Annotated in this window: 18 protein-coding genes and 1 tRNA gene; 6 read left to right on the plus strand and 13 right to left on the minus strand. The window is 72.2% G+C overall.

The features are described 5' to 3' along the window. Nucleotides 1–176: 176 nt before the first annotated feature. The 4 genes from BRM3_RS05535 to BRM3_RS05550 form a co-directional block, all read right to left on the minus strand. Complete coding sequence (locus tag BRM3_RS05535; protein WP_263595089.1) at nt 177–953, minus strand: hypothetical protein; 777 nt, start codon at nt 951–953, stop codon at nt 177–179. 8 nt (nt 954–961) lie between these two features. Then, complete coding sequence (locus BRM3_RS05540; RefSeq protein WP_263595090.1) at nt 962–1,945, minus strand: hypothetical protein; 984 nt, start codon at nt 1,943–1,945, stop codon at nt 962–964. Nucleotides 1,946–2,208: 263 nt separating this feature from the next. Beyond that, complete coding sequence (locus BRM3_RS05545; protein WP_263595091.1) at nt 2,209–3,108, minus strand: hypothetical protein; 900 nt, start codon at nt 3,106–3,108, stop codon at nt 2,209–2,211. Further along, on the minus strand, nt 3,105–3,581 hold the full coding sequence (locus BRM3_RS05550; RefSeq protein WP_263595092.1) for a hypothetical protein: 477 nt from the start codon (nt 3,579–3,581) through the stop codon (nt 3,105–3,107). The genes BRM3_RS05545 and BRM3_RS05550 overlap by 4 nt, the downstream gene beginning before the upstream one ends. 255 nt (nt 3,582–3,836) lie before the next feature. On the opposite strand from BRM3_RS05550, the gene ppc reads away from it, so the two are divergent. Beyond that, nucleotides 3,837–6,608, plus strand: a complete 2,772-nt coding sequence (ppc, locus tag BRM3_RS05555; RefSeq protein ID WP_396127035.1) for a phosphoenolpyruvate carboxylase — start codon at nt 3,837–3,839, stop codon at nt 6,606–6,608. 137 nt (nt 6,609–6,745) lie between these two features. Continuing rightward, nucleotides 6,746–7,297, plus strand: a complete 552-nt coding sequence (locus BRM3_RS05560; protein ID WP_263595094.1) for a glycosyl-4,4'-diaponeurosporenoate acyltransferase CrtO family protein — start codon at nt 6,746–6,748, stop codon at nt 7,295–7,297. A 28-nt stretch (nt 7,298–7,325) separates the two neighbouring features. Here BRM3_RS05560 and BRM3_RS05565 read toward each other — a convergent pair whose 3' ends face one another. Continuing rightward, nucleotides 7,326–9,653, minus strand: a complete 2,328-nt coding sequence (locus BRM3_RS05565; protein ID WP_263595095.1) for an HAD-IB family hydrolase — start codon at nt 9,651–9,653, stop codon at nt 7,326–7,328. A 198-nt stretch (nt 9,654–9,851) separates the two neighbouring features. On the opposite strand from BRM3_RS05565, the gene BRM3_RS05570 reads away from it, so the two are divergent. From BRM3_RS05570 to BRM3_RS05580, 3 genes are read left to right on the plus strand one after another with little or no spacing between them, the layout of a single operon-like run. Further along, entirely contained in the window at nt 9,852–10,643 is a 792-nt protein-coding gene (locus BRM3_RS05570; protein WP_263595096.1) for an SDR family NAD(P)-dependent oxidoreductase, read from the plus strand. Between the two features lie 5 nt (nt 10,644–10,648). Then, complete coding sequence (locus tag BRM3_RS05575; protein WP_263595097.1) at nt 10,649–11,470, plus strand: lysophospholipid acyltransferase family protein; 822 nt, start codon at nt 10,649–10,651, stop codon at nt 11,468–11,470. Next, entirely contained in the window at nt 11,467–13,185 is a 1,719-nt protein-coding gene (locus BRM3_RS05580) for an FAD-binding oxidoreductase (protein WP_263595098.1), read from the plus strand. Before BRM3_RS05575 ends, BRM3_RS05580 begins: the two co-directional genes overlap by 4 nt. 132 nt (nt 13,186–13,317) lie before the next feature. Here BRM3_RS05580 and BRM3_RS05585 read toward each other — a convergent pair whose 3' ends face one another. Beyond that, complete coding sequence (locus tag BRM3_RS05585; protein WP_263595099.1) at nt 13,318–13,995, minus strand: SDR family NAD(P)-dependent oxidoreductase; 678 nt, start codon at nt 13,993–13,995, stop codon at nt 13,318–13,320. Nucleotides 13,996–14,098: 103 nt separating this feature from the next. Between BRM3_RS05585 and BRM3_RS05590 the strand changes: the two genes are divergently transcribed. After that, on the plus strand, nt 14,099–14,932 hold the full coding sequence (locus BRM3_RS05590; RefSeq protein WP_263595100.1) for a helix-turn-helix transcriptional regulator: 834 nt from the start codon (nt 14,099–14,101) through the stop codon (nt 14,930–14,932). A gap of 102 nt (nt 14,933–15,034) precedes the next feature. Here BRM3_RS05590 and BRM3_RS05595 read toward each other — a convergent pair. The 7 genes from BRM3_RS05595 to BRM3_RS05625 all read right to left on the minus strand — a co-directional run bounded on the left by BRM3_RS05595 (nt 15,035) and on the right by BRM3_RS05625 (nt 23,021). Beyond that, nucleotides 15,035–15,107: transfer RNA gene (locus BRM3_RS05595), tRNA-Arg, on the minus strand. Nucleotides 15,108–15,231: 124 nt separating this feature from the next. After that, the gene (locus BRM3_RS05600) at nt 15,232–16,521 is read right to left on the minus strand and encodes an LppM family (lipo)protein (protein ID WP_263595101.1); all 1,290 of its coding nucleotides are present in this window, start codon (nt 16,519–16,521) and stop codon (nt 15,232–15,234) included. Nucleotides 16,522–16,662: 141 nt separating this feature from the next. Next, complete coding sequence (locus BRM3_RS05605) at nt 16,663–17,520, minus strand: SGNH/GDSL hydrolase family protein (RefSeq protein ID WP_263595102.1); 858 nt, start codon at nt 17,518–17,520, stop codon at nt 16,663–16,665. 5 nt (nt 17,521–17,525) lie between these two features. Further along, nucleotides 17,526–18,098, minus strand: coding sequence for a cell division protein CrgA (locus BRM3_RS05610; protein ID WP_263595103.1), 573 nt, complete (start codon nt 18,096–18,098; stop codon nt 17,526–17,528). Between the two features lie 27 nt (nt 18,099–18,125). Then, a complete protein-coding gene (gene pknB, locus BRM3_RS05615; protein WP_263595104.1) occupies nt 18,126–20,201 on the minus strand; it encodes a Stk1 family PASTA domain-containing Ser/Thr kinase in 2,076 nt (691 codons plus the stop codon). Between the two features lie 13 nt (nt 20,202–20,214). Then, nucleotides 20,215–21,579, minus strand: a complete 1,365-nt coding sequence (locus BRM3_RS05620) for a serine/threonine-protein kinase (protein ID WP_263595105.1) — start codon at nt 21,577–21,579, stop codon at nt 20,215–20,217. After that, nucleotides 21,576–23,021, minus strand: coding sequence for a peptidoglycan D,D-transpeptidase FtsI family protein (locus BRM3_RS05625; protein ID WP_263595106.1), 1,446 nt, complete (start codon nt 23,019–23,021; stop codon nt 21,576–21,578). Before BRM3_RS05625 ends, BRM3_RS05620 begins: the two co-directional genes overlap by 4 nt. Nucleotide 23,022 lies beyond the last annotated feature (1 nt).

Here is a 23,022-nt window from a genome sequence, read left to right on the forward strand (position 1 = left end):
GGGTCGCTGACCGGGAAGACCTCCTGGGAAGCGGCCCTCTCGTCACTTCTGCGGCTCGTCTCATGGTCGTTCAACGGTCGACCTCAGACGGCGCTGGAACTCACGCGGCACGCCGCGCACGCGCCGGGCGGGGCACGAGGTGCAATGTCTAGGCAGGTTGTTCTCGATCCGACCGATCATGGCCTCGCGACATGCTGCGTGATCAAGGCGGCCATGCGATGTCGTGCCACATGGCCAGGCACGGGCATGGTGCTGGTCCTTCGGGGCAACGTCCCCGCGAGCTCGTGGAGGAGCACTGCAGCATCCCGGCGGCGACCGCTGAGCGGCGCCTGGTCAAGCTTCCAGCTCGTCTCAGGATAGGCCTGGCGGATCTCCAAGAGGGAATGCAGGTCTGTCAGGTCCTTGGGGTCTGAGAGACCGCGAGCTTTCCAGCTATGTGCCTTCAGCACCACGGCGGCCTCGAGCCGCGGGACCCGCGTGCGGAATTCGATCACTGAGCCGTCCAGAAGCTCCGCAGCCACCTCCAGGGTGATCCCTGACCCCGCGAAAGCGAAGGTGAGCTCGGGCAGGGTGTCGACCCATCCGAGGCCGGGCACGTCCGTCGCGCGGATTCCGTGCGAACTCCCGCTGCGCGACATCAGCACGTTGATCTCGATCTCCTGGCCTCCGTCGGTCTGTCGTGCGAAGAGGTTCCCGCCCTTCTTGGCGAAGTGCAGAATCTGCAACCTCTCAGCGATCGGACCGACCACCTCGACGTCATCGACGGCGGCATCGGCGTCACGGGTTGATCGGTGGACAGCGTTCGGCGTCGGGTAGACGAGCTGGAGCATGCGCACCATGTACCCGCCGATGATCATGTACTCCGTCTCGCCTGCAGCCTCGGCAACGGCCTGGAGTCCGAGCAGCCCCAGCGAGTCGGCGTTGCTCGTCGCCCGAGTACTGATCGAGAACATCTCGTCCTTCACTCGCCGGCACCGACGATGAGCGCCGCGACCTTCTCTGCCGCGGCGTCACTGTCGACGTCGGAGCTGTTCAGCAGGTCCCACAGCACGATCGGGGGATCCGCCAGGGGAAGGGACCCAGGTGCGCCGCGCTCTACTTCCGCATCGATCAGTCGCCACAGGGTCGGGTCCCGCGGCACGCAGGTGATGAGGGTGGCGTCCTCGAGCGGGGCGGGCACGAAGCCGTCTCCTGCGAGGTCGACGGGCTTCCGTACGTAGATCCGCCCTCGTGCCGGGAGCTTCCATGGCGCGATCACGTCGGCGGCGACGTCTCCGCTGACCAGCGGCTGCGCGTCGAGCGAGGCGGCGACCGTGGCAGCCGCTCTGGCCTGCTCTCGGGTGTCGGCAAGCCCGTACCAGCCGAACTGGTGACCTCCGGGGCCTGCGTACTCCGCCGTCCAGTGCGCGAGGAGCGCACGCCGGTCGCGTGTGATCACGCCGCCGCCGTGGTCGGTCACGAGGTCCTTGAGCTTGCGCACGGCGGCGGAGATCGCCTGCTGACTCGTGCCCAGCTGTGCCGCGATCGCAGGCTGCCGCACCGGGCCCTTCGCCAGCAGGAGGTACCTCTCGAGCGCCCAGCGGATCCACGCCGGCCGGCCGCGCGGCGTCCCCTGCCTGCTCGTCTCGCTGCTCGCCGGCTCGTCGGCTTCGTACGTTCGTCCCTGATAGATGAGGCGGATGGGCCTCTCGGTGAGGATGTCGACCTCGCCGGCCTGAGCTCGTGCGACCGTCGTCGGGGTGGCGGATGCGCCCACCAACAGGGGCCTGCGGCCGTGCGCCAGGGCCCCACGTACGTGCTGGGCGTCCATGCGTTCCACGGCGGGCGCGGGAGTCACCTCGATGCGGGTGCCGTCGGGTGCGTGCAGGAGCCACGATCCGACCGTGGATCCGCCTGTGACTGCGACATCGAGCTCGCGCAGAAGAGTTGCCACGTCGACAGCCATGAGCACCTCCGACAAAAATATACACGACGTCCCTGTAGTTGTTTGTTGGACAACGATAGCTCATGCGGAGTGTGAGAACCGGTTGTCAAGGCAACATCGAGAGGGACCTGGTTGGAGCCGGGGAGCACGACCCGCGGACCCCATGACGACGATGCGGAGGCTCCCCTCGGCACCTCACGACCCACCGCCTTCACGGCGAGTGCTCACGGGGTCGATGAAGTGTTCACGCACATGCTGGCGTCACGCCCCGTACCTCGCGCGGCTCACACGGCCCGGGACACGGCCCGCGGACGCACCGGCGCGGTGAGCCGCGCGAGGCGGCGGCCCGCACGGGTGTCCCGCAGTCGTTCGACGGGCACGAACGCCGCCCAGCACACGGCCGTGGGCAGGAAGTGGATGCCCAGCAGGAGAAACGTGCTGAGGTGGAAGCCGAGGAACACCGCGATCAGCACGTACAGCGCCCGGCCCCGCAGGAACAGGGCGAGCGGCGAGCTCAGCTCCATCGCGACCGCCGCCCACTGGGCGGGCACGAAGACCCACGGCACGTGGAGCAGCCACGCCGCCCACGGGGTGCCGCGCCGGATGATCGCCCACGCGAGGATCGCGCTGTCGGCCCACGCGGCGACCGACCCCGAGGCGAGGAACTTGGCCAGCACCGAGAGGAAGTAGGTCGCGACCACGGCGAGCTGGATGCAGCGCAGCGCCCAGCCGGCCGCCTCCGACGGGGTGTCGTCGCGCCACGAGGCCGCAGGCACCGTGGGCAGCACCCAGACCGCGACCATGAGCGCGAGGTGGTCGTGGGCGATGTACCCGTAGCTGTTGGAGTACAGCATCCACACGCCGAACGCGACCCCCACGACCGCACCCGTCAGGCGCGGCCGCCATCCGAGCAGTCCGAGCACGCATCCCAGCACGATCACCGTCTGCAGCACGTGCGCCCCGGCCTCGGTCACGGGCGGCAGGTGCAGGAGCCGCGCGAGCAGCATCGGGCGGAAGTACTCGGCGTTGGCGGCATGCCCCGGCACGTCGCCGTCGATCACGACGATGTCCACGAGCACGAAGACGGCGACGATCGCGCGCAGCGCCGCGACCCGGGAGGCGGGGAGCGCCGGGAGCAGCGTGCGGCGCAGCACGGAGGAGCCCACGGGATCGCGGCCGGTCACGGCGCCGCCCAGCGCACGATCTGCACCGTCTCGGGCGGACCGGCGGGTGCGCCGTGGCGCAGCGTCGTCACCCGCTGGCACACGACGAGCGCCGTGAGCGGGGCGAGGCCCGGGTGCTCCCGGTCGTAGTGCTCGGCGAGGGGCGCGAGCAGCGACGGGTCCGCGCGCATCGCCGTCAGATGGTTCTCGACGTCGGCCCTCTCGATGCCGACGCTGCGCGGGCCGAAGCCGATGTCGACGACCTGGCCGTCGCGCTCGCCGAGCAGGCACGTGCTGCGGACCTGCCCGTCGGGGTCCTCGGCCTGCGCGTACTGCTCGAGGGTGCCGAAGGGGAAGTACTCGTTGGTGCGCTGCAGCTGACCGGCGAGGAGCACGGCGGCGAGCGCGAGCATGACCGTCACCCGCCACAGCACCGAGCCGCTGCCCAGTCGGCGCACGCCGGCGCGCGCGGGGACGGGGCGCTCGGGCGGCATGGGGGGAGCCTAGACTCCTCCGCCGCCCGGGCGGACCGGCAGGCCGCGCCGTGCGCACGCGAGGTCCGCGGCCGGTCCGGATGCAGGACCCGAGGCGGGAGCTGTCGGCCGTCGCCTGTACAGTGACGCTCGTCCGCTCAGCGCCGTCGCGGCCAGCGCAGCCCCCGGCGCAGGTCGCACGGTGCCGTTCCCACAGGAGGTCCCGTGCGCGACGACGAAGCTCTCCGCGTCCCCACTCTCACCGCCGAGTTCCCGGTGGTGGGGGACGATCCCCATATCGATGCCCCGCTGCGCGCCGTCGTGCGCCGCCTGTCCACACTGCTCGGCCGCACGATCGCCGACCAGCACGGCCAGGAGCTCCTCGACCTCGTCGAGGACGTGCGCCGGCAGACCAAGCAGGCCAAGGCGTCGGCCGATCCCGAGGACGCCCAGCGCATCCAGCAGCGACTGGCCGAGCTGCCGATCGAGCAGGCGACCGCGCTCACGCGCGCCTTCACCGAGTACTTCCTGCTGGCCAACGCCGCCGAGCAGGTGTACCGGGTGCGCGCCATCTCGGAGACCGCGGCCGAGGACTCCTGGATCCCCCACACCGTCAAGGAGATCGCCGCGGAGCGCGGCTCCGAGGCGCTCCAGAAGGCCGTCGACAGCCTCGACGTGCGCCTCGTGTTCACCGCGCATCCCACGGAGGCCTCGCGCCGGGCCGTGCTGACCAAGCTCCGGCGCGTCTCCGATCTGCTCGAGGACGAGACCGAGGAGGGCAGCGTCGAGCGTCGCCGCCAGGACCGCGACCTGTCCGAGGTCATCGAGGTGCTGTGGCAGACCGACGAGCTGCGCCGCCAGAAGCCGACGCCGCTCGACGAGGCGCGCAACGCCCTGTACTACCTGCGCGAGATCTACCTGCACACGATGCCGGGCCTGCTCGACGACTTCCGCGACGAGCTGCGGGAGAACGGCGCCGATCTCGACGAGACCACGACGCCCCTGCGCTTCGGCTCCTGGATCGGCGGCGACCGCGACGGCAACCCCTTCGTGACCGCGCAGGTCACGCGCGAGGTCCTGCGCCTGCAGGCCGACACCGCGATCGACCTGTCCATCGAGCTCATCAACCGGGCGATCCTCGAGCTGTCGGTCTCGAGCTCGCTCACGGGCGACGACCCCGAGCTGCGCGAGAGCCTCCAGGCCGAGAGTGCCCTCCTGGCCGAGGACCAGTACGAGATGTACGCCGAGGAGCCCTACCGCCTCAAGCTCGGCGTGATACGGGCCAAGCTGCAGAACACCCGGCGACGGATCCGCCGCGGTACCCCGCACGAGCACGGCACGGACTACCTGCGCAGCTCCGAGCTCCAGGCCGACTTCGACCTGCTGCGCTCGGCGCTGCGCCGCCACCAGGGGGACAGGGTCGCCGACGGCTCGCTCGCGATCGCTCAGCAGCTGGTGGCCGGCATCGGGCTCTCCCTCGCGACCCTCGATGTGCGCGAGCACGCCGAGAAGCACCACGAGGTCCTCTCCCGCCTGTTCGACCGTCTCGGTGAGCTCGACCGCCCGTACGCCGAGCTGAGCCGCGCGGAGCGGACGGAGGCGCTCTCCGCGGAGCTCGGGAGCCGACGGCCGATGGCCGGCGCCGACCTCGCCTCCGAGGAGAGCGGCATCCTCAACGATGCGACGCGCCCCACCTTCGAGGTGTTCCGCGAGATCCGCGAGGCGCACCGCACGTACGGCCCCGAGTGCATCGAGACCTACATCGTGTCGATGACCCGCGGCGCCGACGACATCCTCGCCGTCGCGCTGCTGGCCCGCGAGGCCGGTCTGGTCGATCTCGCGAGCGCCGACGACAAGCGCGCCGACATCGGCTTCGTGCCCCTGCTCGAGACCGTCGAGGAGCTGCGCCATGCCGGCGAGATCCTCGACGCGCTGCTCGAGGACCCGTCCTTCCGGGAGATCGTGCGCCTGCGCGGCGACCGCCAGGAGATCATGCTCGGCTACTCCGACTCCAACAAGGAGTCCGGCGTCATCACGAGCCAGTGGGAGATCCATCAGGCGCAGCGGCGCCTGCGCGACGTCGCCGCCAAGCACGGCGTCACCCTGCGTCTGTTCCACGGTCGCGGCGGCAGCGTCGGCCGCGGCGGCGGCCCCACCTACGACGCCATCACCGCGCAGCCGTACGGCGTGCTCGAGGGCTCCATCAAGTTCACCGAGCAGGGCGAGGTCATCTCGGACAAGTACATGCTGCCGGTGCTCGCGCGCGAGAACCTCGACCTCTCCCTCGCGGCGGTCCTGCAGGGCTCGGCGCTGCACACCGAGCCGCGCGTGTCGCCCGAGCAGCTCGATCGCTTCGGGGACGTCATGCAGACCGTCTCGGACGCGGCGTTCGCCCGGTATCGCACGCTCGCGGACGACCCGGACCTGCCCGAGTACTTCGTGACCTCGACGCCGGTCGAGCAGCTCGGCGATCTCAACATCGGCTCGCGCCCGTCCAAGCGCACGACGTCGGAGAAGGGCCTCGACGGCCTGCGAGCGATCCCGTGGGTGTTCGGCTGGACCCAGTCGCGCCAGATCGTGCCCGGCTGGTTCGGAGCGGGCTCCGGCCTCAAGGCCGCGCGCGACGCGGGCCTCGAGGAGGACCTGCACGAGATGCTGCGGCACTGGCACTTCTTCCGCACGGTGCTGTCCAACATCGAGATGACGCTCGCGAAGACCGACATGGACATCGCCGCGCACTACGTGCATTCGCTCGTGCCCGAGCGGCTGTGGCCGCTGTTCGACCGCATCCGTGAGGAGTTCGAGCTCACCGTGGCGGAGGTCGAGCGCCTCACGGGGGTGCTGGGGCTGCTCGACAACCAGCCGATCCTCAAGCGCACGCTCACCGTGCGCGACCGCTACCTCGATCCGATCAGCTACATGCAGGTCGCGATGCTGCAGCGGGTGCGCGCCCTCGCCGAGAAGGGCGAGGAGCCGAGCGAGGAGCTGCAGCGCGCGCTGCTGACCACGATCAACGGCGTCGCGGCGGGCCTGAAGAACACGGGCTGAGACACGCACGTCCGGAGCTCGGGCGCGGTGGCTGGGATGCCGCCGCGCGGGTGCCCCGGTGCGGACCGTCGCCTCGCCGGCACGGTCCGCACCGGGGCGCGAGCGTGTGCGGCCGGTCCGGGCCGACGGGAGGCGCCGTGACGCCGGGGCCGGTGGATCCGGGGCGGGGGCGGCGCCGGGCCACCTCGGCCGTGGTGGGCGCGATCGGCGTCCTGCTGCTGATCGGCGCCTGGGCGACGGTGGGCCCCCGCCATCCGGTGTTCGCGCTCGTCGTCACGATGACGAGCTTCGGGCTCGTGCCCTTCCTCGGTCGTCCCCTCGCGCCGCATCTGCCGCGATGGCTGCTCGACGTGCCGCCCGGTGAGCGGGTGCTGCACCGGCTGCTGGGGATCGGCCTCGTGATGCGGGTGCTCGACGCCGTGCGCTGGAACGCGTCGCTCGGCCGTGGCCGCGGGACCGCCGGCACCCGGGCGGGGTTGCGCGCGGTCGACCGGCATACGCGCGAGAGCCTCGCCGCGCACGGCGTCGGCGCCCTCGTGCACGCCGGCGCGGCGGTCGCCCCCGCGGCCGCGGGGGCCTGGGGCGTCGCGGGCCTCGTGCTGTTCGGCGGGCTCGCCGCCCACGTCTACCCCGTGCTGATCCAGCGGGCGGTGCGCCTGCGCCTGGCGCCGCTGCTCGCGCGGCTGTGACTGCGAGGCCGACACCCGCGCCGCGCCGTCACCACTCGAGGATGGCCCAGCGCTTCTTCTTGGCGATCGAGTAGAGGCCGAGGTCCGGCGAGACCGCCGACGGCGTGCCCACGAGCTCGAGCCACGAGGCGTCGGCGAGCGAGTCGCCGTAGCCGTAGGACTTCTTGAGATCGGCGCCGACCCGGCCGGCGTACTTGCGCAGCCAGTTCGCGCGCGCCTCGTCGACGACCGGGGGAGTGGCGAGGTAGCCGGTCATCACGCCGTTCGCGTCGACGTCCATGTGGGTCGCGACGACCTCGTCGAAGAGGTCGGCGAGCGGCTCCACGAGCACGTCGAGCGCGCCCGTGACCAGGACGGTGCGATGGCCGGCCTGCTGATGCCGCTCGATGAGCTCGAGCGCCTCGGGACGGATCGACGCCCGGATCCGGCGGCCGAGCTGGCCCTGCATGAGGGCGCGCAGCTCGTCGGCGCGGAAGCCGCGGTAGCGGCGGTTGACCGAGCGGATGAACTCCGAGCGGTCGCGCCGCTCGGTGCGCAGGTAGCCCGGGAGGGCCCCCAGCAGGTTGCCGATCTCGCCCGGCCACTGGCGCTTGGACCGCGTGGCGCGCATGACCTCGAGGTACTGCTGGACGATGTTGGTGGCCACCACGGTGCCGTCGAGGTCGAACACCGCCAGGATGTCCGAGCCCTCCTTCATGGGCGGCGCGGGACGGCCTGCGCGGCGGTCGAGCGTGGCCTTGCGACGCGAGTACGCCTTGGTCAGCTCCGTCACGGCGGGCAGGTGCAGCTCGCGGAAGTAGCGCAGCCAGTCCAGCTCGGCGATGTCGAAGTCCAGCTCGGCCCGCTCGACGCCCTCGAGCGCACCGGCCACGCCCTCCGTCGAGGTGCCGCCGCGCAGGAAGGCCTCGGGCAGCTCCTCGCGCAGGGCGCGCGTGTTGGCGTCGTCGAAGACCATCTCGGTCTTCGTGTACTGCCGGTACAGCTCGGTGTACTTGCGCAGGGTCTCGAGGCCCGACGCGTTGCGGTGCAGCGTCGAGGTCCACTCGCGGGTCCGCCGGGTCGCGGGAAGGCGGGACACCGCCACCTGGCCCGCCTTGGTCGCGAGCTCCTTGAGGCGGAAGCGCACGTCGACCGCCTCGACCGCGGGGAAGTCCCACTCGGGCACCTCGATCGGCCGGCCCTTCTCGTCCTCGAGGGGCTGCTCGACGAAATAGCCGCGCACGGCCGTGACCATCTCGTGGAACGGCAGCGGGTTGGTCGCGCCCGAGACCACCTGGAAGTACGCCTCGTCGCCCCGACGGTCGACCTTCTGGGTCGCGAGCGCCACGATCACGTTGACCACGAAGTCGACGGGGATGATGTCGAGGATCGAGTCGGCCAGGCCCGGGAACTCGGGCAGCAGCCCGCGCCCGTAGGCCATGATGAGCGGATCGGCGACCTTGTAGCCGTCGATCCAGCCCGGGTAGGGGCGCCGCAGCGCCGACTCGATGATCGACGGGCGCACGAACGACACGCGGTGCCCGGCGGAGGCCCACAGGTCCTCGGCCACCCGCTCGGCCATGGCCTTGGTGAACGTGTAGATGTCGGTCCAGCCGACCGACTGGGCGCGCGTGCGCCCGTAGTCGACGAGACGGTCGTGGACCCACGTGGTGCGCAGCTCCTCGGCGGCCGCGGCGACGGCCTTGGGGCCCATCTTGCCCTGGCGCACACGCGCGGCGAGCATCTGGGAGCGCAGGGTCTCGGGCGTGCGGGACTGCGCCTCGACCCGGTGGTGGGCGGCGAGCGCGGCCTCGTGCTCGGCGCGCCAGTCGACGTCGTGCGCGAGCGAGCCCTCCTGACGCAGGCCCTTGGAGATGCCGCCCACGTACGCGGTGGAGACGTGGATGACGTGCGGATCCTGCCCGGACGCGAGGAGCGCCTCGTAGAGGTTGCGGGCGCCGCCGACGTTGGTGCGGAAGGCCTCGTCGATGGGCGGGTCGAAGGACACCGAGGACGCCGAGTGGATGACGGTGTCGATGCGCTGCTCGATCGCGGGCATGTCCGTGAGGTCGCCCTCGAGGATGTCGACGCGCTCGTCGAAGGCACGACGGACCTCGTCGGCGCCGACGCGCTCGCCCCAGGACGTGAACACGGGCTTGCGCAGCAGTCCCTCGAGACGCTTGCGGCCCGTCTGCACGCCCTTGGGGCGGACGAGGGCGGTGACGCGCACGGCGGGGAAGTTCTCGAGAAGGGACTGCAGCACGGCCTGGCCGAGGAACCCCGTGACCCCGGTGAGCAGGATCTGCTGGTCGGCGCGGGGAGCCGTGCTCGGCTCGGTGCTCGGATCCGTGCTCGACGAGGCGGGCGTGTTCGGCATGCTGGGCTTCCCCTGGGGACGGCGGCGGTGGACGGGGCCCCGTGCCGCGGTCGCGCCCGTCCGCCTCGATGCCTGCGTCGTCGCAGGTGGGACGCAGGTTCCGGGGGTGAGGAGGGGCGGTCTTCGCAGGGCTCGGAGCCCGGCGGGACGAGGGTCGTCCCGACGCTGGTCAGCGCCTCGCTAGTGTACCGTAGGCCCATGCACAGGGCCCTGATCACCGGTGGCACATCCGGCATCGGAGCAGCATTCGCGACGGCGCTCGCACGGCGGGGGGTTGACCTCGTCCTGGTCGCCCGCAACGCCGCGCGGCTCGAGGAGACCGCCGAGCAGCTGCGTCGCGACTTCGGCATCGGCGTCGAGACCGTCGCCGCCGACCTCTCCGACCGCGACGACCAGCAGCGCGTCGCCGACCGTCTCGAGGCCGACGACACCGCCGAGGGGACCCCGCCGATCGACATGCTCGTCAACAACGCCGGCTTCTCGGTGCGCACGGAGCTGACCGATCCCGACATGAGCGAGCACGACCTCGGCTACGAGGTCATGATGCGCTCGGTCATCGTGCTCTCGGGCGCCGCCGCCCGCGCGATGGAGCGGCGCGGCGAGGGATGGATCGTCAACGTCGGCTCCGTGAGCGCCTTCGTCACCCAGAACAACTACTCGGCCATCAAGTCGTGGGTGAACTCGTACACCGAGGCCCTGCACGTGCAGCTCCACGACCGCGGCATCCACGTCACGCTGCTCGCGCCCGGCTGGGTGCGCACCGAGTTCCACTCGCGCGCCGGCATCAAGGGCTCGTCGATTCCCGGGTTCCTGTGGCTCAGCCCGCAGCGCCTCGTCGAGGAGTGCCTCAAGGACATGGCGCGCGACAAGGTCATCTCGATCCCGTCCACGCGCTTCAAGGTGATCGTGGTGCTCGCGCGGATCGCCCCGCGCAACCTCATCCACCGGCTGAGCGGACTGCTCAGCTCGCGCCGCAGCAAGGAGGGCTGAGCGCCGTGTCCCCGTCCCCCGACCCCTCCGCGTCCGGCTCGTCCCGCCAGCGCCGGCCCTCGCTGTCCTCGCGCTCGCGCGCCGAGGGCTTCGACTACTCCGACGAGCAGCTCGCCATGTACCGGTCGCGCTGGCGCGCCGTCGTGCGCCGCGTCCTGCAGCGCGGCATCTTCCGCCTCGTCGTGCGCTCGGCCGTCACTCCGAGCGTCGAGGTCAACCGCCGCGTGCGCTCGATCCGCGGCCCGTTCGTGCTGGTCGCCAACCACACGAGCCATGTCGACGCCCCGCTGCTCGCGATGAGCCTGCCCTGGACCCAGGCGCGGCTGCTCTCGACCGGCGTCGCCGCGGACTACTGGCACCCCGTCTGGTACCGCCGCCTGTTCGTGCGCTGGATGATGAACGCGTACTTCATCGACCGTGACGGCTCGCGCAAGAACGCCGGGGTCTCCCGGCGCCTGCTGCGCGGCGGCGTGCCGATCCTCGTGTTCCCCGAGGGCGGTCGCCAGCAGACCGGTGTGCTGGGGGCGTTCAACCCCGGCGCTGCCGCGCTCGCGGCGAGCGGCGGCGTGCCCGTCGTGCCGGCCGCGATCGTGGGCGGCTACGAGGCGATGCCCAAGGGCCGCTACTGGCCGCGGCCCGGCCGCCCGCCGGTCGGGGTCATCTTCGGCGAGCCGCTCATGGCCGACCCCGACGAGACCGTCACGGACTTCACCGCCCGCATCCGCGCGAGCGTGCAGGACCTGTACCAGACCCATCACGATCAGATCCTCGGGGCCTCCGACGGCCCCGAGCCCCCGGACCAGGAGAAGAAGGCGAGCACTCGATGACGACAGCGGCGACCCCGGGCAGCGCACGAGAGGTCAAGCGCCACAAGTGGTGGGGGTGGGGTCTCGACGACGTCACCTTCCGCTGGGACAACAAGCCCGCGTTCGCCCCGTTCGCGTACGACAAGATCGGCATCGACCTGCCGTCGCTGCCGCCGGCCGTCGAGCCGCAGCTCTCGGACTTCGAGGTGCCCGCCTCGATCCTGCCCGGCGACGTGCGCGCCCGCCTCGTCGAGGTGCTCGGCGAGGACAACGTCGCGACCGACGACGAGTACCGCGTCGTGCACTCCTTCGGCCGCTCGGTCCGCGACCTCTACCGCGTGCGCACGGGCGACTTCGTCCGCCTCGTCGACGCGGTCGTGTACCCGGGGACCGAGGAGGAGGTCCAGCGGGTCCTCGAGATCGTGCTGGACGCGGACCTCGTGCTGATCCCCTACGGCGGCGGCTCGTGCATCTCCGGCTCCGTCACCCCCGACGTCGACGAGAAGCGCCCCGTCGTCACGCTCAACCTGGGCCGGATGCGCCGCGTGCTGTCGATCGACGACACCGCCGGCCTCGCGGTCGTCGAGGCGGGGGTCTACGGGCCCGACCTCGAGGAGCAGCTCAACGCCGACGGGTGGACGCTGGGCCATTTCCCGGACTCCTTCGCCTACTCGACGCTCGGCGGATGGACGGCGACCCGCTCGACGGGCATGCAGAGCGACAAGTACGGCGACATCGCCGACATCGTGCGCGGGCTGCACCTCGTCCATCCCCGCGGGGTGCTGCGCATCAAGGGTCTCCCGAGCCAGTCGACCGGGCCGAGCCTGCGCGAGATCGTGGTGGGCTCCGAGGGGCGCCTCGGCGTGATCACCCAGGTCACCGTGCAGGTGCACCGTCTGGCCCCCGAGCGTCAGGTGATCGCGTACATGTTCCCCGACTGGGAGCACGGGATCCGCACGATGCACGCGATCACGCGCAACACCGACATCCACACGACCTTCGCGCGGCTGTCCGACGGCGACGAGACCGCGTTCTCCCTGTCCATGCTCAAGGAGCCGACGACGCTCAAGTCGAAGGTGACCGCGACCGTGCAGGACAAGCTCTTCGCGTACCTCGCCTCGAAGGGCTGGGACACGGAGCGGGGGATGTGCATCGGCTACGTGTGCTTCGAGGGCTCGAAGGAGGCGGTGGCGCGCCAGCAGGGCGTGGTCAAGAAGATCGTCAAGGCCAACGACGGCGTCTCGCTCGGCGCGGGCGCCGGCAAGATCTACGACCAGAAGAAGTTCGACACGCCCTACCTGCGCGACTTCCTGCTCGACTACGGGGTGTTCGGCGACGTCTCGGAGACCGCCGCCCCGTGGTCGCGGCTGAACGAGGTGCACGCCGAGGTCACGGCGGCGGTCCACCGGGCGCTCGACGAGATCGGCCGCCCCGGCTTCGTGTTCTGCCACATGTCGCACAGCTACCACTCCGGGGCGTGCCTCTACTTCACCTTCGCCTTCCCGTTCACGGACGACGATCGGGCTCTCGCGGAGTACGACACGGTCAAGCGCACGATGCAGCAGGCGTTCATCGACCACGGCGCGACCCTGTCGCACCACCACGCGGTGGGCACCGAGCATCAGCCGTGGATGGAGCAGGACGTCACCGCGGTGGGCGTGAGCATCCTGCAGGACCTGTTCACGACCTCCGATCCCGGTCGGAACCTCAACCCGGGCAAGATCGTCACGCCCTGAGCGACCGGCCCCCCGCTGACCGACCCTCCGCTGACCGACCCTCCGGCCGCTGACCGATCGTCCACCCGCTGGGCGGTCGATCGCGCTCGCCGGCCGTCCGGGCCGGCGACCAGGGCAGGGGCCCCACGTACGTCAGTACGCGATGCGCCCCTCGCGGTCGTGGAACTCGCCCGTCGGCCCGTCCGGGCCGACGCACGCGAGCGCGACCGTCGCGTCCGTCCCCTCGGTCACCGTCTGGTGTCCGCGGTGGCCGTTGAAGTCGGTGGCGGTGAAGCCCGGATCGCTCACGTTGACGCGGAACCCGGGCAGGCTGCGGGCGTACTGCACCGTGAGCGCGATGACCGCCGCCTTGGACGCCGGGTAGGGCACCGCGAGGACGTGCTGGGCGTCGGGGTGCCCGAGCAGGAACCGCGGCCAGCCGAGCCCGGAGGCGACGTTGACGATCACCGGGTTCGCCGACGCGCGCAGCAGCGGCAGCGCCGACTGGGTGACGCGCACGATCCCGACGACGTTCGTCTCGAGCGTCGTCCGCATGATCTCGGGCGTGAGGTCGTCGATGTCCGCGGCGCCGCCGATGATGCCGGCGTTGTTGACGAGCACGTCGAGCTCTGGCAGGCGAGCGATCGCCGAGGCGACGGACCCGTCGTCCGTCACGTCGAGCTGGACGGGGACGGCGCCGAGCTCGCGGGCGGCCTCCCCGGTGGTCAGGTCGCGCATGCCGGCGTAGACGGTGTGTCCGGCTGCGACGAGGCGACGGGCGGTCTCGAGTCCGAGGCTCTTGTTGGCGCCGGTGATGAGTGTCGTGGTCATGGAATCCAGTCTGCGCCGGGGCACGCGACCGCTCCAGGCACGGCGCGTCGGTAGGACCGCCCGTACCAGGATCCGTCGGCGTCGGGGGCGCGCCATGGGTGTCATGAGCGAGTTCGGGAACGTCCTCATGTCGTGGCGGCAGCGTGTCTCGCCTGCCGAGGTGGGGCTGCCGGCAGGCGGCGTGCGCCGGACCCGGGGGCTGCGCCGGGAGGAGCTCGCCGCGCTGGCCGGCATGAGCGTCGACGACGTCGTGCGGCTCGAGCAGGGGCGTGCGCGGCATCCGTCGCCGCAACTGCTCGGCGCCCTCTCGCGTGCGCTGCGCCTGAGCGAGCAGGAGCGCGACCATCTCTACCTGATGGCGGGTGCAGCTCCTCCGCCGCGCACGGACGTGCCGCGTCACATCCCTCCGGGCGTGCAGCGGATGACGGACCGCCTGGGGGACGTCCCCGTCGCGGTCTACTCGGCGGCCTGGGACATCCTGCAGTGGAACCCGCTCTGGGCCGCGCTGCTCGGGGACCCCTCGTCGTACCGCGGGGACGACGCCAACCTCGTCTGGCGCCACTTCATGCACGGTCACGCGACCATCGAGTTCTCCCCGGCGCACGAGGAGGAGTTCGCGAGCGACCTGGCCGCGGACCTCCGCTCGGCCCACGCCCGGTATGTCACGGACGCCGCGCTCACGGCTCTCGTGGCGCGGCTGCGCTCGGCGTCACCGGCCTTCGCCGCGCACTGGGACTCGGGGCGGATCGCGCAGCACCGGTCGTCGCGCAAGACGGTGACGGGATCGGCGGCGGGACCGATCACCGTCGACTGCGACGTGCTGACCGTGCCCGGCAACGATCTGCGGATGGTCGTCTACACCGCCGTGCCCGGCTCGGGGGACGCGTCGCGGCTCGCCCTGCTCCGGGTCGCGGCCCTGCAGGCCTCGCCCGGCTGACATCTCGGCCCGCGGCCGATGCGGGAGGCGCTCGGCGCGGATCCCCGCGTGCACCGACGACGACGAAGCCCCGCGATCGATGAGATCGCGGGGCTTCTGCGGTGCGCCCGGAGGGATTCGAACCCCCAACCTTCTGATCCGTAGTCAGATGCTCTATCCGTTAAGCTACGGGCGCTCGCCGGCTCAGGCCGACCTCATCGATAGTAGTCGTCCGTGCCCGAGGGCGCCAATCCGGGCCGCATGAAGAAGCTCACACGGCCCGGATCGACGGCCTGGATCGACGGCCCTGGGCGCCGCGCTCAGCCGCGCTCGTCCGGGCGGGACCAGGGCTGCTGGCCGGAGGCCGGCGGCTGCTCGCCGGACGGCTCGTGCGGAGCCGGCGGCTGGGCCCACGGCTGGTCCTCGGCCGCATTCTGCGACGCCTCCTGCCCGCTCGGAGCGGCCGGGGCGCGCGAGCCCTGGGGCCCCGACGCGCTCTGGCCGGGGAACGGGGCGGGCGAGCCGTGATGCGGCGGCTGGACCGGCGCCTGCGGGCCGGGCGAGGCCCAGGATGACGACGACGCAGGAGGCTGGCCGCCCGGGCCCGGCAGCGGCGGCTGACCGGCAGGCGGCGGGGTGGGGGAACCGTAGGACGGCGACCCGTAGGCCGGCGTGCTCGGGGCCGGGAAGCCGTAGCCCTGCGGCGCGGACGCGTCGACGGGGGAGCCGTAGCCCTGGCCCTGCGGCGACCCGTAGCCCTGCGGCGCCGGGGAGGTGCCGCCGCTCGGGGGCACGTAGGCCGGCGGGACGCCCTGGCCGGGCGCGCTCGGCCCCTGCCCGTTCGGGCCCGGTGCCGCGGATCCCGGACCGCCGTACGCGTTCGGCGCGGGCGGGGCGGAGGCGGTGCCCGACGGGCCGGCGTAGCCGCCGGGGACCGGGGGCACCGTGCTCCCGTCGCGCTTGCGGCGGCGCAGCAGCAGCACGACGGCCACGACCGCGGCCGCGATGATCACGAGCACGACGAGCAGGGCGATGCCGCCGACGATGGCCCACACGAGGCCGCTGCCGCCCGTCTTGGCGCGGATGTCGATGCCCGTGCTCGCGAACTCGTTCAGATCGGTGTAGGTCACGGTCTTGCCGTCGACGGTGCCGCCCGAGGACTCGATGACGTCGCCGGGGAACTCGACCGTCAGCTGGAAGTCGATGTCGCCGAAGGCGTCGGTCCCCTCCAGGCCCGCGTCGGCCGGGGTGACGACGAGGTGGTACTCGCCGTTGTCCTCGCTGAGCTGGAAGTCGCCGTTGAAGTTCTCGCGCGCGATGGTCCCGGCCACCGTGCACACGTACATGTCGTCGGTCTCGCTCGGATCGGCCTTGTCGGGGCCCGTGACCCCGCCGTCCTCGGAGGAGAACTCGTCGCACAGCGCCTGCGCGGAGGAGATGCCGCTCATCGAGGCGATGTCCTTCTCGATGCCGAGCTCGAAGTTCACGTAGAGGGTCTCGACGTCCTGCACCTCGAGGGAGCCCTTGAAGCTGCCGCACGCGGCGAGGACGACGAGGAGGGGGAGGAGGAGCACGGCCCGCAGCCGCCGCGCCCAGGTGGTGGAGTGCATGGTTGTCCCTCGGTGGGTGGTCCCGTCGTGGGCGGCGGCGCCGCCGGGGCCCACGCTACCGTGCACCCGCCCGTCCCCGCCGTGGGGACAACTCCCCACGCATCGCACGGGCACCCCGGGCGAGCGCGGACCGGCGCCGGCTCAGTCCTGCTCGGGGGCGGGGGAGGCGGCCGATCCGGGCGGCATGCCCTTGCCGAAGACGGGCGCCGCCTGGGGGCGCTTGGGCACCAGGTCGTCGCCGGAGGACTGGTGGCGCAGGCGTCGCAGCACCCAGGGGCCGAAGTGCGAGCGCGCCCACTGCAGGTCTCCCTGGCGTGCGGCGCGCCAGGTGAGCAGCGGTGCGTCCTCGGGGTCGGCCGGGTGCAGGTGGTGGGGGACGTGCAGGGTGTCGAGGACCTCGGCCGCGATCGTCTGGTGCCCGCGCGCCGAGAAGTGCAGGCGGTCCTCGGCCCACATCGACTCGTGGGTGAGCGCCCGCAGCGCCCACAGGTCCACCACGGCGGCGTCGTGGCGGGACGCGATCGTGCGCAGGTTCTCGTTGTAGATCGCGGCGCGGCCGCGGATCAGGTTGAGCACCGGCGTCGAGCCGACGTCCGGCGCGGTGAACAGGACGACGGTGGCGCCGGTGTCCGCGAGCCGCCCGACCGTCTCGTCGATCTCGACGGCGATCGCATCGGGATCGGCGAGCCGCAGCACGTCGTTGCCGCCGGCCATGAAGTTCACCAGTTCGGGCTCGAGGGCGAGCGCCGGCTCGAGCTGCTCGTCGATGATCTGCCGGAAGAGACGGCCCCGGATCGCGAGGTTGGCGTACGAGAAGCCGTCGACGTCGCTGCCCAGCTCCTCGGCGACCCGGTCGGCCCAGCCGCGGTGGCCGCCCGGCACGGTCGGGTCGGGATCGCCGATCCCCTCGGTGAAGGAGTCGCCGATCGCGACGAAGCGGGTCCAGGGGTGGCGGGCGGGCTCGCCGTCGGGGAGCGGGGGCACCTCCGTCGAGGACATCCCCGTCACTTCCAGCGCATGAGCAGCCCGCCGCCGACGACCATGATCCCGAACCCCACGAGCAGGTTCCAGTCCTGGATCGGGAGCGGCAGCTGACCGCCCGAGAGGTAGAAGGCGACGAGGTAGACGAGGCCCACGATCAGCAGCGTGACCGCGGTCGGGGCCAGCCACGCGGGGTTCGGCGCGGTCGCGGCGACCCGTCGACGCGTGGTCGTGGTGCGCGTGCGCTCGGCCTCGGCGCTGCGGCGGGCGCGCGCGGTGCCGGTGGCTGAGGAGTCCTTGGCCTCGTCGGGGACCTCGAGGCGGGCCGGGGCGCGGCGCTTCGAGGGCTCGGCGCGGCGCTTCGACGGCTCGGAGGCCCGCTTCGCGGCCCGCCGGCGGGGAGCGATCGTGTCGCCGAAGCCGTCGAAGTCGTCGTCGGACGCCTCCTCCGCGCCGTCCGCCGCGGCCTCCTCGGCCTCGGCGGTGCCATCGGTTGCGGGCGACTCGACGGTCGTGTCGTCGGGCTGCTCGACGAGGGCCTCGTCCGTCTCGGCGGGGCGGGTGGTGGCCGTCGGTGTGCGCTTCCTGCGCGCCATGCGTTCTCCGTTCAGCGGTGCGGAGGATCAGCCCTGGGGCTGGTCCTCGTCGGTGGGCGTCCCGGTCTCGGTCGGGGTCGGGGACGTCGACTCGGTGGGCGAGGCCGGTGCCGAGGTGGTCGGGGTGGGCTCCGGCCCGTCGGACACCACGATCGTGACGGTCGACCCCGCGTCGACGGGGGAGTTGGCCTCCGGGTCGGTGCGGATCACGGAGCCCTTGGGCACGTCGCTCGAGTGCTCGGTGGTGCGCTTGACGCCGAGGCCGAGGTCGCCCAGCTTCGTGGCCGCGGCGTCCGCGGTCTGCCCGGTCAGGTTCGGCACGGTCACGGGGCCGGGGGCCGTGGCCACGACGATCTGCACGGTCGAGCCCTTCTCGGCCGTCTGGGTGCCGTCGCTCGCGGGATTCTGCGAGGTCACGGTGTCGGGATCGACGGTGTCGCTCTCGGCCTCGGTCACCTCGGCCTTGAGACCCGCCTCCTCGATCGCCTTCACGGCGTCGTCCTTCTTCATGTCGACCACGGCGGGCACGGTCACGTCGCCCGAGGCGGTCCACACCTCGATGGTGTCGCCCTCGCTCGCGGTCGTGCCCGCGGCCGGCTTGCTGCGCGTGATCTGCCCCTTGTCGACGTCCTTGGAGTCCTCGGAGTCCACGACCTTCAGGCCCAGGCCCTGCGCATCGAGGATCTGCTCGGCCTCGTCGGGGGTCTTGCCCGTGAGGTCGGGGACGTCGACGGTGCCCGGCCCGCTCGAGACCACGACGGTGACGGTCGAGGCCGTGGCGACCTCCTTGCCCGAGGTCGGGTCCGTCGAGATCACGCGGCCCTTCTCGACGTCGGCGTCCGCCTTCGGCGTGAACGCGGGCTTGAGGCCCGCGTCCTTGAGCTTCGCGGAGGCCTCGGCCTGGGTGTCGCCCACGAGATCGGGCACGGTCGCGGTGTCGGCGCCCCCGAAGGGGTTGAAGTACGCCAGGGCGGCCGCCGCGATCGCGAGGACCGCCAGGATGATCAGCACGAACAGCCACACCGGCCGCCGATGCCGCTTCTCGGCCGCGTCGTCGCCGGGCGGCGTGGCGCCGGGCCCCGTCGGCGCGGGCGCCGAGGCGACCGGGGCGACGGCGTGGCCGCCCTGGGTCGGGATCAGCTGGGTCTCGCCCTCGGGCAGCACCTGGGTGGCGCCGACGGGGGAGAGCACCGTCGTGGTCTGACCGTCGGCGCCCGTGAGGGTGCCGCCCGCGACGAGCTGCGGGGGACGCCCCGCGACGACCGCCGCGATGTCGCGCGAGAAGGCGACCGCGCTCGGATAGCGCTCGTCGCGGTCTTTCGCGAGCCCCGTGAGGATCACGGCGTCCATGGGTGGCGGGATCGTGGGGTTGTACGTCGACGGCGGGACCGGGTTCTCCCGCACGTGCTGGTAGGCGATCGAGACGGGCGAGTCGCCCGTGAACGGCGGGCGCCCGGTGAGCATCTCGTACAGCACGCACGCGGCGGAGTAGATGTCCGAGCGGGCGTCGACGAGCTGGCCGCGCGCCTGCTCGGGCGAGAGGTACTGGGCGGTCCCCATGACTGCCTGGGTCTGCGTCATCGCGCTCGTCGCGTCCGCGACCGCGCGGGCGATCCCGAAGTCCATCACCTTCACGGCGCCGTGCTCGGTGATCATGATGTTGCCGGGCTTGATGTCGCGGTGCACGATGCCGCGCTCGTGCGAGTACTCGAGCGCCGACAGCACGCCGGCCATGATCTCGGCGGCCTGGCGCATCTCCATCGGCCGGTCCTCGTGGATGAACGCGCGCAGGGTGCGGCCCTCGACGTACTCCATGACGATGTACGGGATCGAGATCTCGTGGCCGCGCTCGGTGCGGTGGTCCTCGCCCGTGTCGTAGACGGACACGATCGCGGGATGGTTGAGGCCCGCGGCGCTCTGGGCCTCCCGGCGGAAGCGCTCCTGGAAGGAGTCGTCGCGGGCGAGGTCGGAGCGCAGCACCTTGACGGCGACCGTGCGATGCAGGCGCGTGTCGGTCGCGAGGTACACCTCGGCCATGCCGCCACGTCCGATGACGTGGCCCAGCTCGTACCGGCCGCCCAGGACCACGGGTTTCTCGCTCACAGTCCAACCGTCCTCATGACATGACCGGGCCGTCTGCGGCCCATCCGACCATCGTAGGTGACGCCCCGGCCAGCGCGAACAGATGCCCGGTGCCGCCCAGCACGGCGACCACGACCACCACGAGCAGCAGCAGGATCAGCAGCAGCCCGGGCACCGAGAAGGGCCCCAGGCGCCGCCCCGTCGACGTGCCGCGGGTGGTCCGCTCGGTGCGACCGGAGTCGCCCGACGTGCCCTCCGGGCCGGCGGCCGCCGCATCGGCGGGGCGCCAGGCCCCGCTCGGCGAGACCTGCGCCGCACGGCGCGCCTCGGAGCCCGGTGCGGGCTGCGGGCTCGAGGCCGAGAGCCCCGAGGGGGCCGACAGGCCCGAGCTCGCCGAGGGCCCCGAGCGGTGACGGATGCCGCGCCGGCCCGAGGTGCGCGGCAGCGGCATCGCCGCGGTGCGCGTGCCCGTGGGGCTCGTCGCCACGCCGCCGGGGCTCGCCGACGTCGAGGCGGGCTGCTCGCCCGTGCTGCGGACCGAGGGGATCGCGCCCGTCGTGAAGCGGGGGTGCTCGCCGCGCTGGATGGACTCCAGGATGCGCGCGACGGCCGAGGCGGACCGCGGACGGTTCGCGGGGGCCTTGGCGAGCGTCATCGAGACGAGCTGGCGCAGGTCCGGGTCGATCGACGCGGGCAGCTCGGGTGCCGGCTGCTTGACCTGCGCCATCGCGATGTCGACCTGGCTCGCGCCGGTGAAGGGCCGGTGTCCCGTCAGCATCTCGAAGGCCACGATCCCGAGCGCGTACACGTCCGAGAGCGAGGTGGCCTGCTTGCCCATGGCCTGCTCGGGGGAGAGGTACTGGGCGGTGCCCATCACGAGCCCCGTCTTGGTCAGCCGCGCCTGGTCGGTGCTGCGGGCGATCCCGAAGTCCGTGATCTTCATGCGCCAGTCGTGGTCCTCGTCGACGAGGATGTTCTCGGGCTTGACGTCGCGGTGCACGACGCCCTTGGAGTGGGCGGCGTCGAGAGCGCGCGCGAGGTCGATGAGCACCGAGATGACGCGGCGCTCGGGCAGGCCCCCGGGGTTCTCCTCGATGATCTCCGAGAGCGGGCGGCCCGTGCACAGCTCCATCACGATGTAGGCGCGCCCGTCGAGCTCGCCGTAGTCGTAGAGCGCGGCGATCGCGTCGTGCGAGAGGGCCGCGGTGTGGCGCGCCTCGGCGCGGAAGCGCTTGAGGAAGCCCTCGTCGCCCGCGTACTCCTCGCGCAGCACCTTGACCGCCACGTCGCGGTCGAGGTCCTGGTCGCGTCCCTTCCAGACCTGGCCCATGCCGCCCGTCGCGATCAGCTCGACGAGCTCGTAGCGGCCCTCGAGCACCAGTCCCGGCTGCGTCCTCACGGCGAGACCACCGCCTCCATGATGTCGCGCGCGATCGGGGCGGCGGCACGGGCGCCGTAGCCGCCCTCCTCGACCACGACCGCGACGGCCACCTTGCGGTCGCCGGCGTTGGCGTAGCCCACGAACCAGGCGTGGGGGGTGCGGCCCGAGCCCCACTGGGCGGTGCCCGTCTTGCCGCCCACCTCGGCGCCGTCGATCTGCGCGGCCGTGCCGGTGCCGTCCTCGACGGTCGCGACCATCATGTCGCGCATCTGCGCGGCGTTGGAGGCCGAGAGCGGCTGGGAGAGCTTGGTGGAGGTGAGCGAGGAGATCTCCTTGAGGTCGCTCGTGCGGACCGACTGCACGAGCTGCGGCTCCATGACGACGCCGTCGTTGTCGAAGGACGCGGCGACCATCGCCATCTGCAGCGGGGTGACGCGGTCCTCGTACTGGCCGATCGAGGTGGTCGCGAGCTGGGCGCCGTCGAGGTCGTCGCCGATGCTCGAGGGCGTGACCCGCATCGGGATCGACATCTTGGTGCCGAAGCCGTACTCCGCGGTGATGTCCTGCAGCGCCTTCTGCCCGAGCGCCGTGCCCAGGAGCGCGAACGACGTGTTGCACGACTGGCGCAGGGCGTCCTGCAGGCTCGACTGGTCGCCGTCGCCGCACGGGGTGGTGTCGCCCTCGGAGTGGTTGTTCATGACGTTGGAGGAGCCCGGCAGCTGGTACGTGCCGGGGCCCGGGATCACGGAGTCCTTCGTGTACTGGCCCGAGTCGAGCGCGGCGGCGGCCACGAGCAGCTTGAACGTCGACCCCGGCGGGTACAGGTCGCCGCCGATCGCCCGGTTGGTCATCGGCTTGGAGGAGTCCTTGGACAGCGACTGCCAGGTCTCGGTCACGGCGCTGCGGCTGTGGCTGGCCATGTCGTTGGGGTCGTACGACGGGGTCGAGGCCATCGCGAGGATCGCCCCGGTCTCCGGGTCGAGCGCGACGGCCGCCCCCCGATGGCCCTGCAGGCCGTCCCACGCGGCCTTCTGCGCCGCGGGGTCGATCGTGAGCTCGACGGTCGCGCCCTGCGGGGTGCGGCCCGAGACGATGTCGGAGATGCGCTGGTAGAACAGCGAGTCCGCCTCGCCCGAGAGCGTGTCGTTGAGGGAGTTCTCGAGGCCCGTGAAGCCGTAGACGACCGAGTAGTAGCCCGTCACGGGCGCGTACATCGGCCCGTCGGCGTAGGTGCGCTGGTAGCCGTAGGTGTCGTCGGTCTTGACCGAGTCGGCGATCGGGTCGCCCGCGACCACGATGGGCCCGCGGTCCCGACCGAACTCCGCGTACAGGGTGCGGTGGTTGCGCGAGTCGTCGTTGAGCGACTTGGCCTGGATGGCCTGGATGTACGTGGTCGAGCCGAACAGGAACACGAACAGGATCCCGACGACGAGGGCGACGTGGCGCAGCGGCTTGTTCATG

This window comes from Brachybacterium huguangmaarense, from assembly GCF_025725725.1.
GTDB lineage: Bacteria > Actinomycetota > Actinomycetes > Actinomycetales > Dermabacteraceae > Brachybacterium > Brachybacterium huguangmaarense.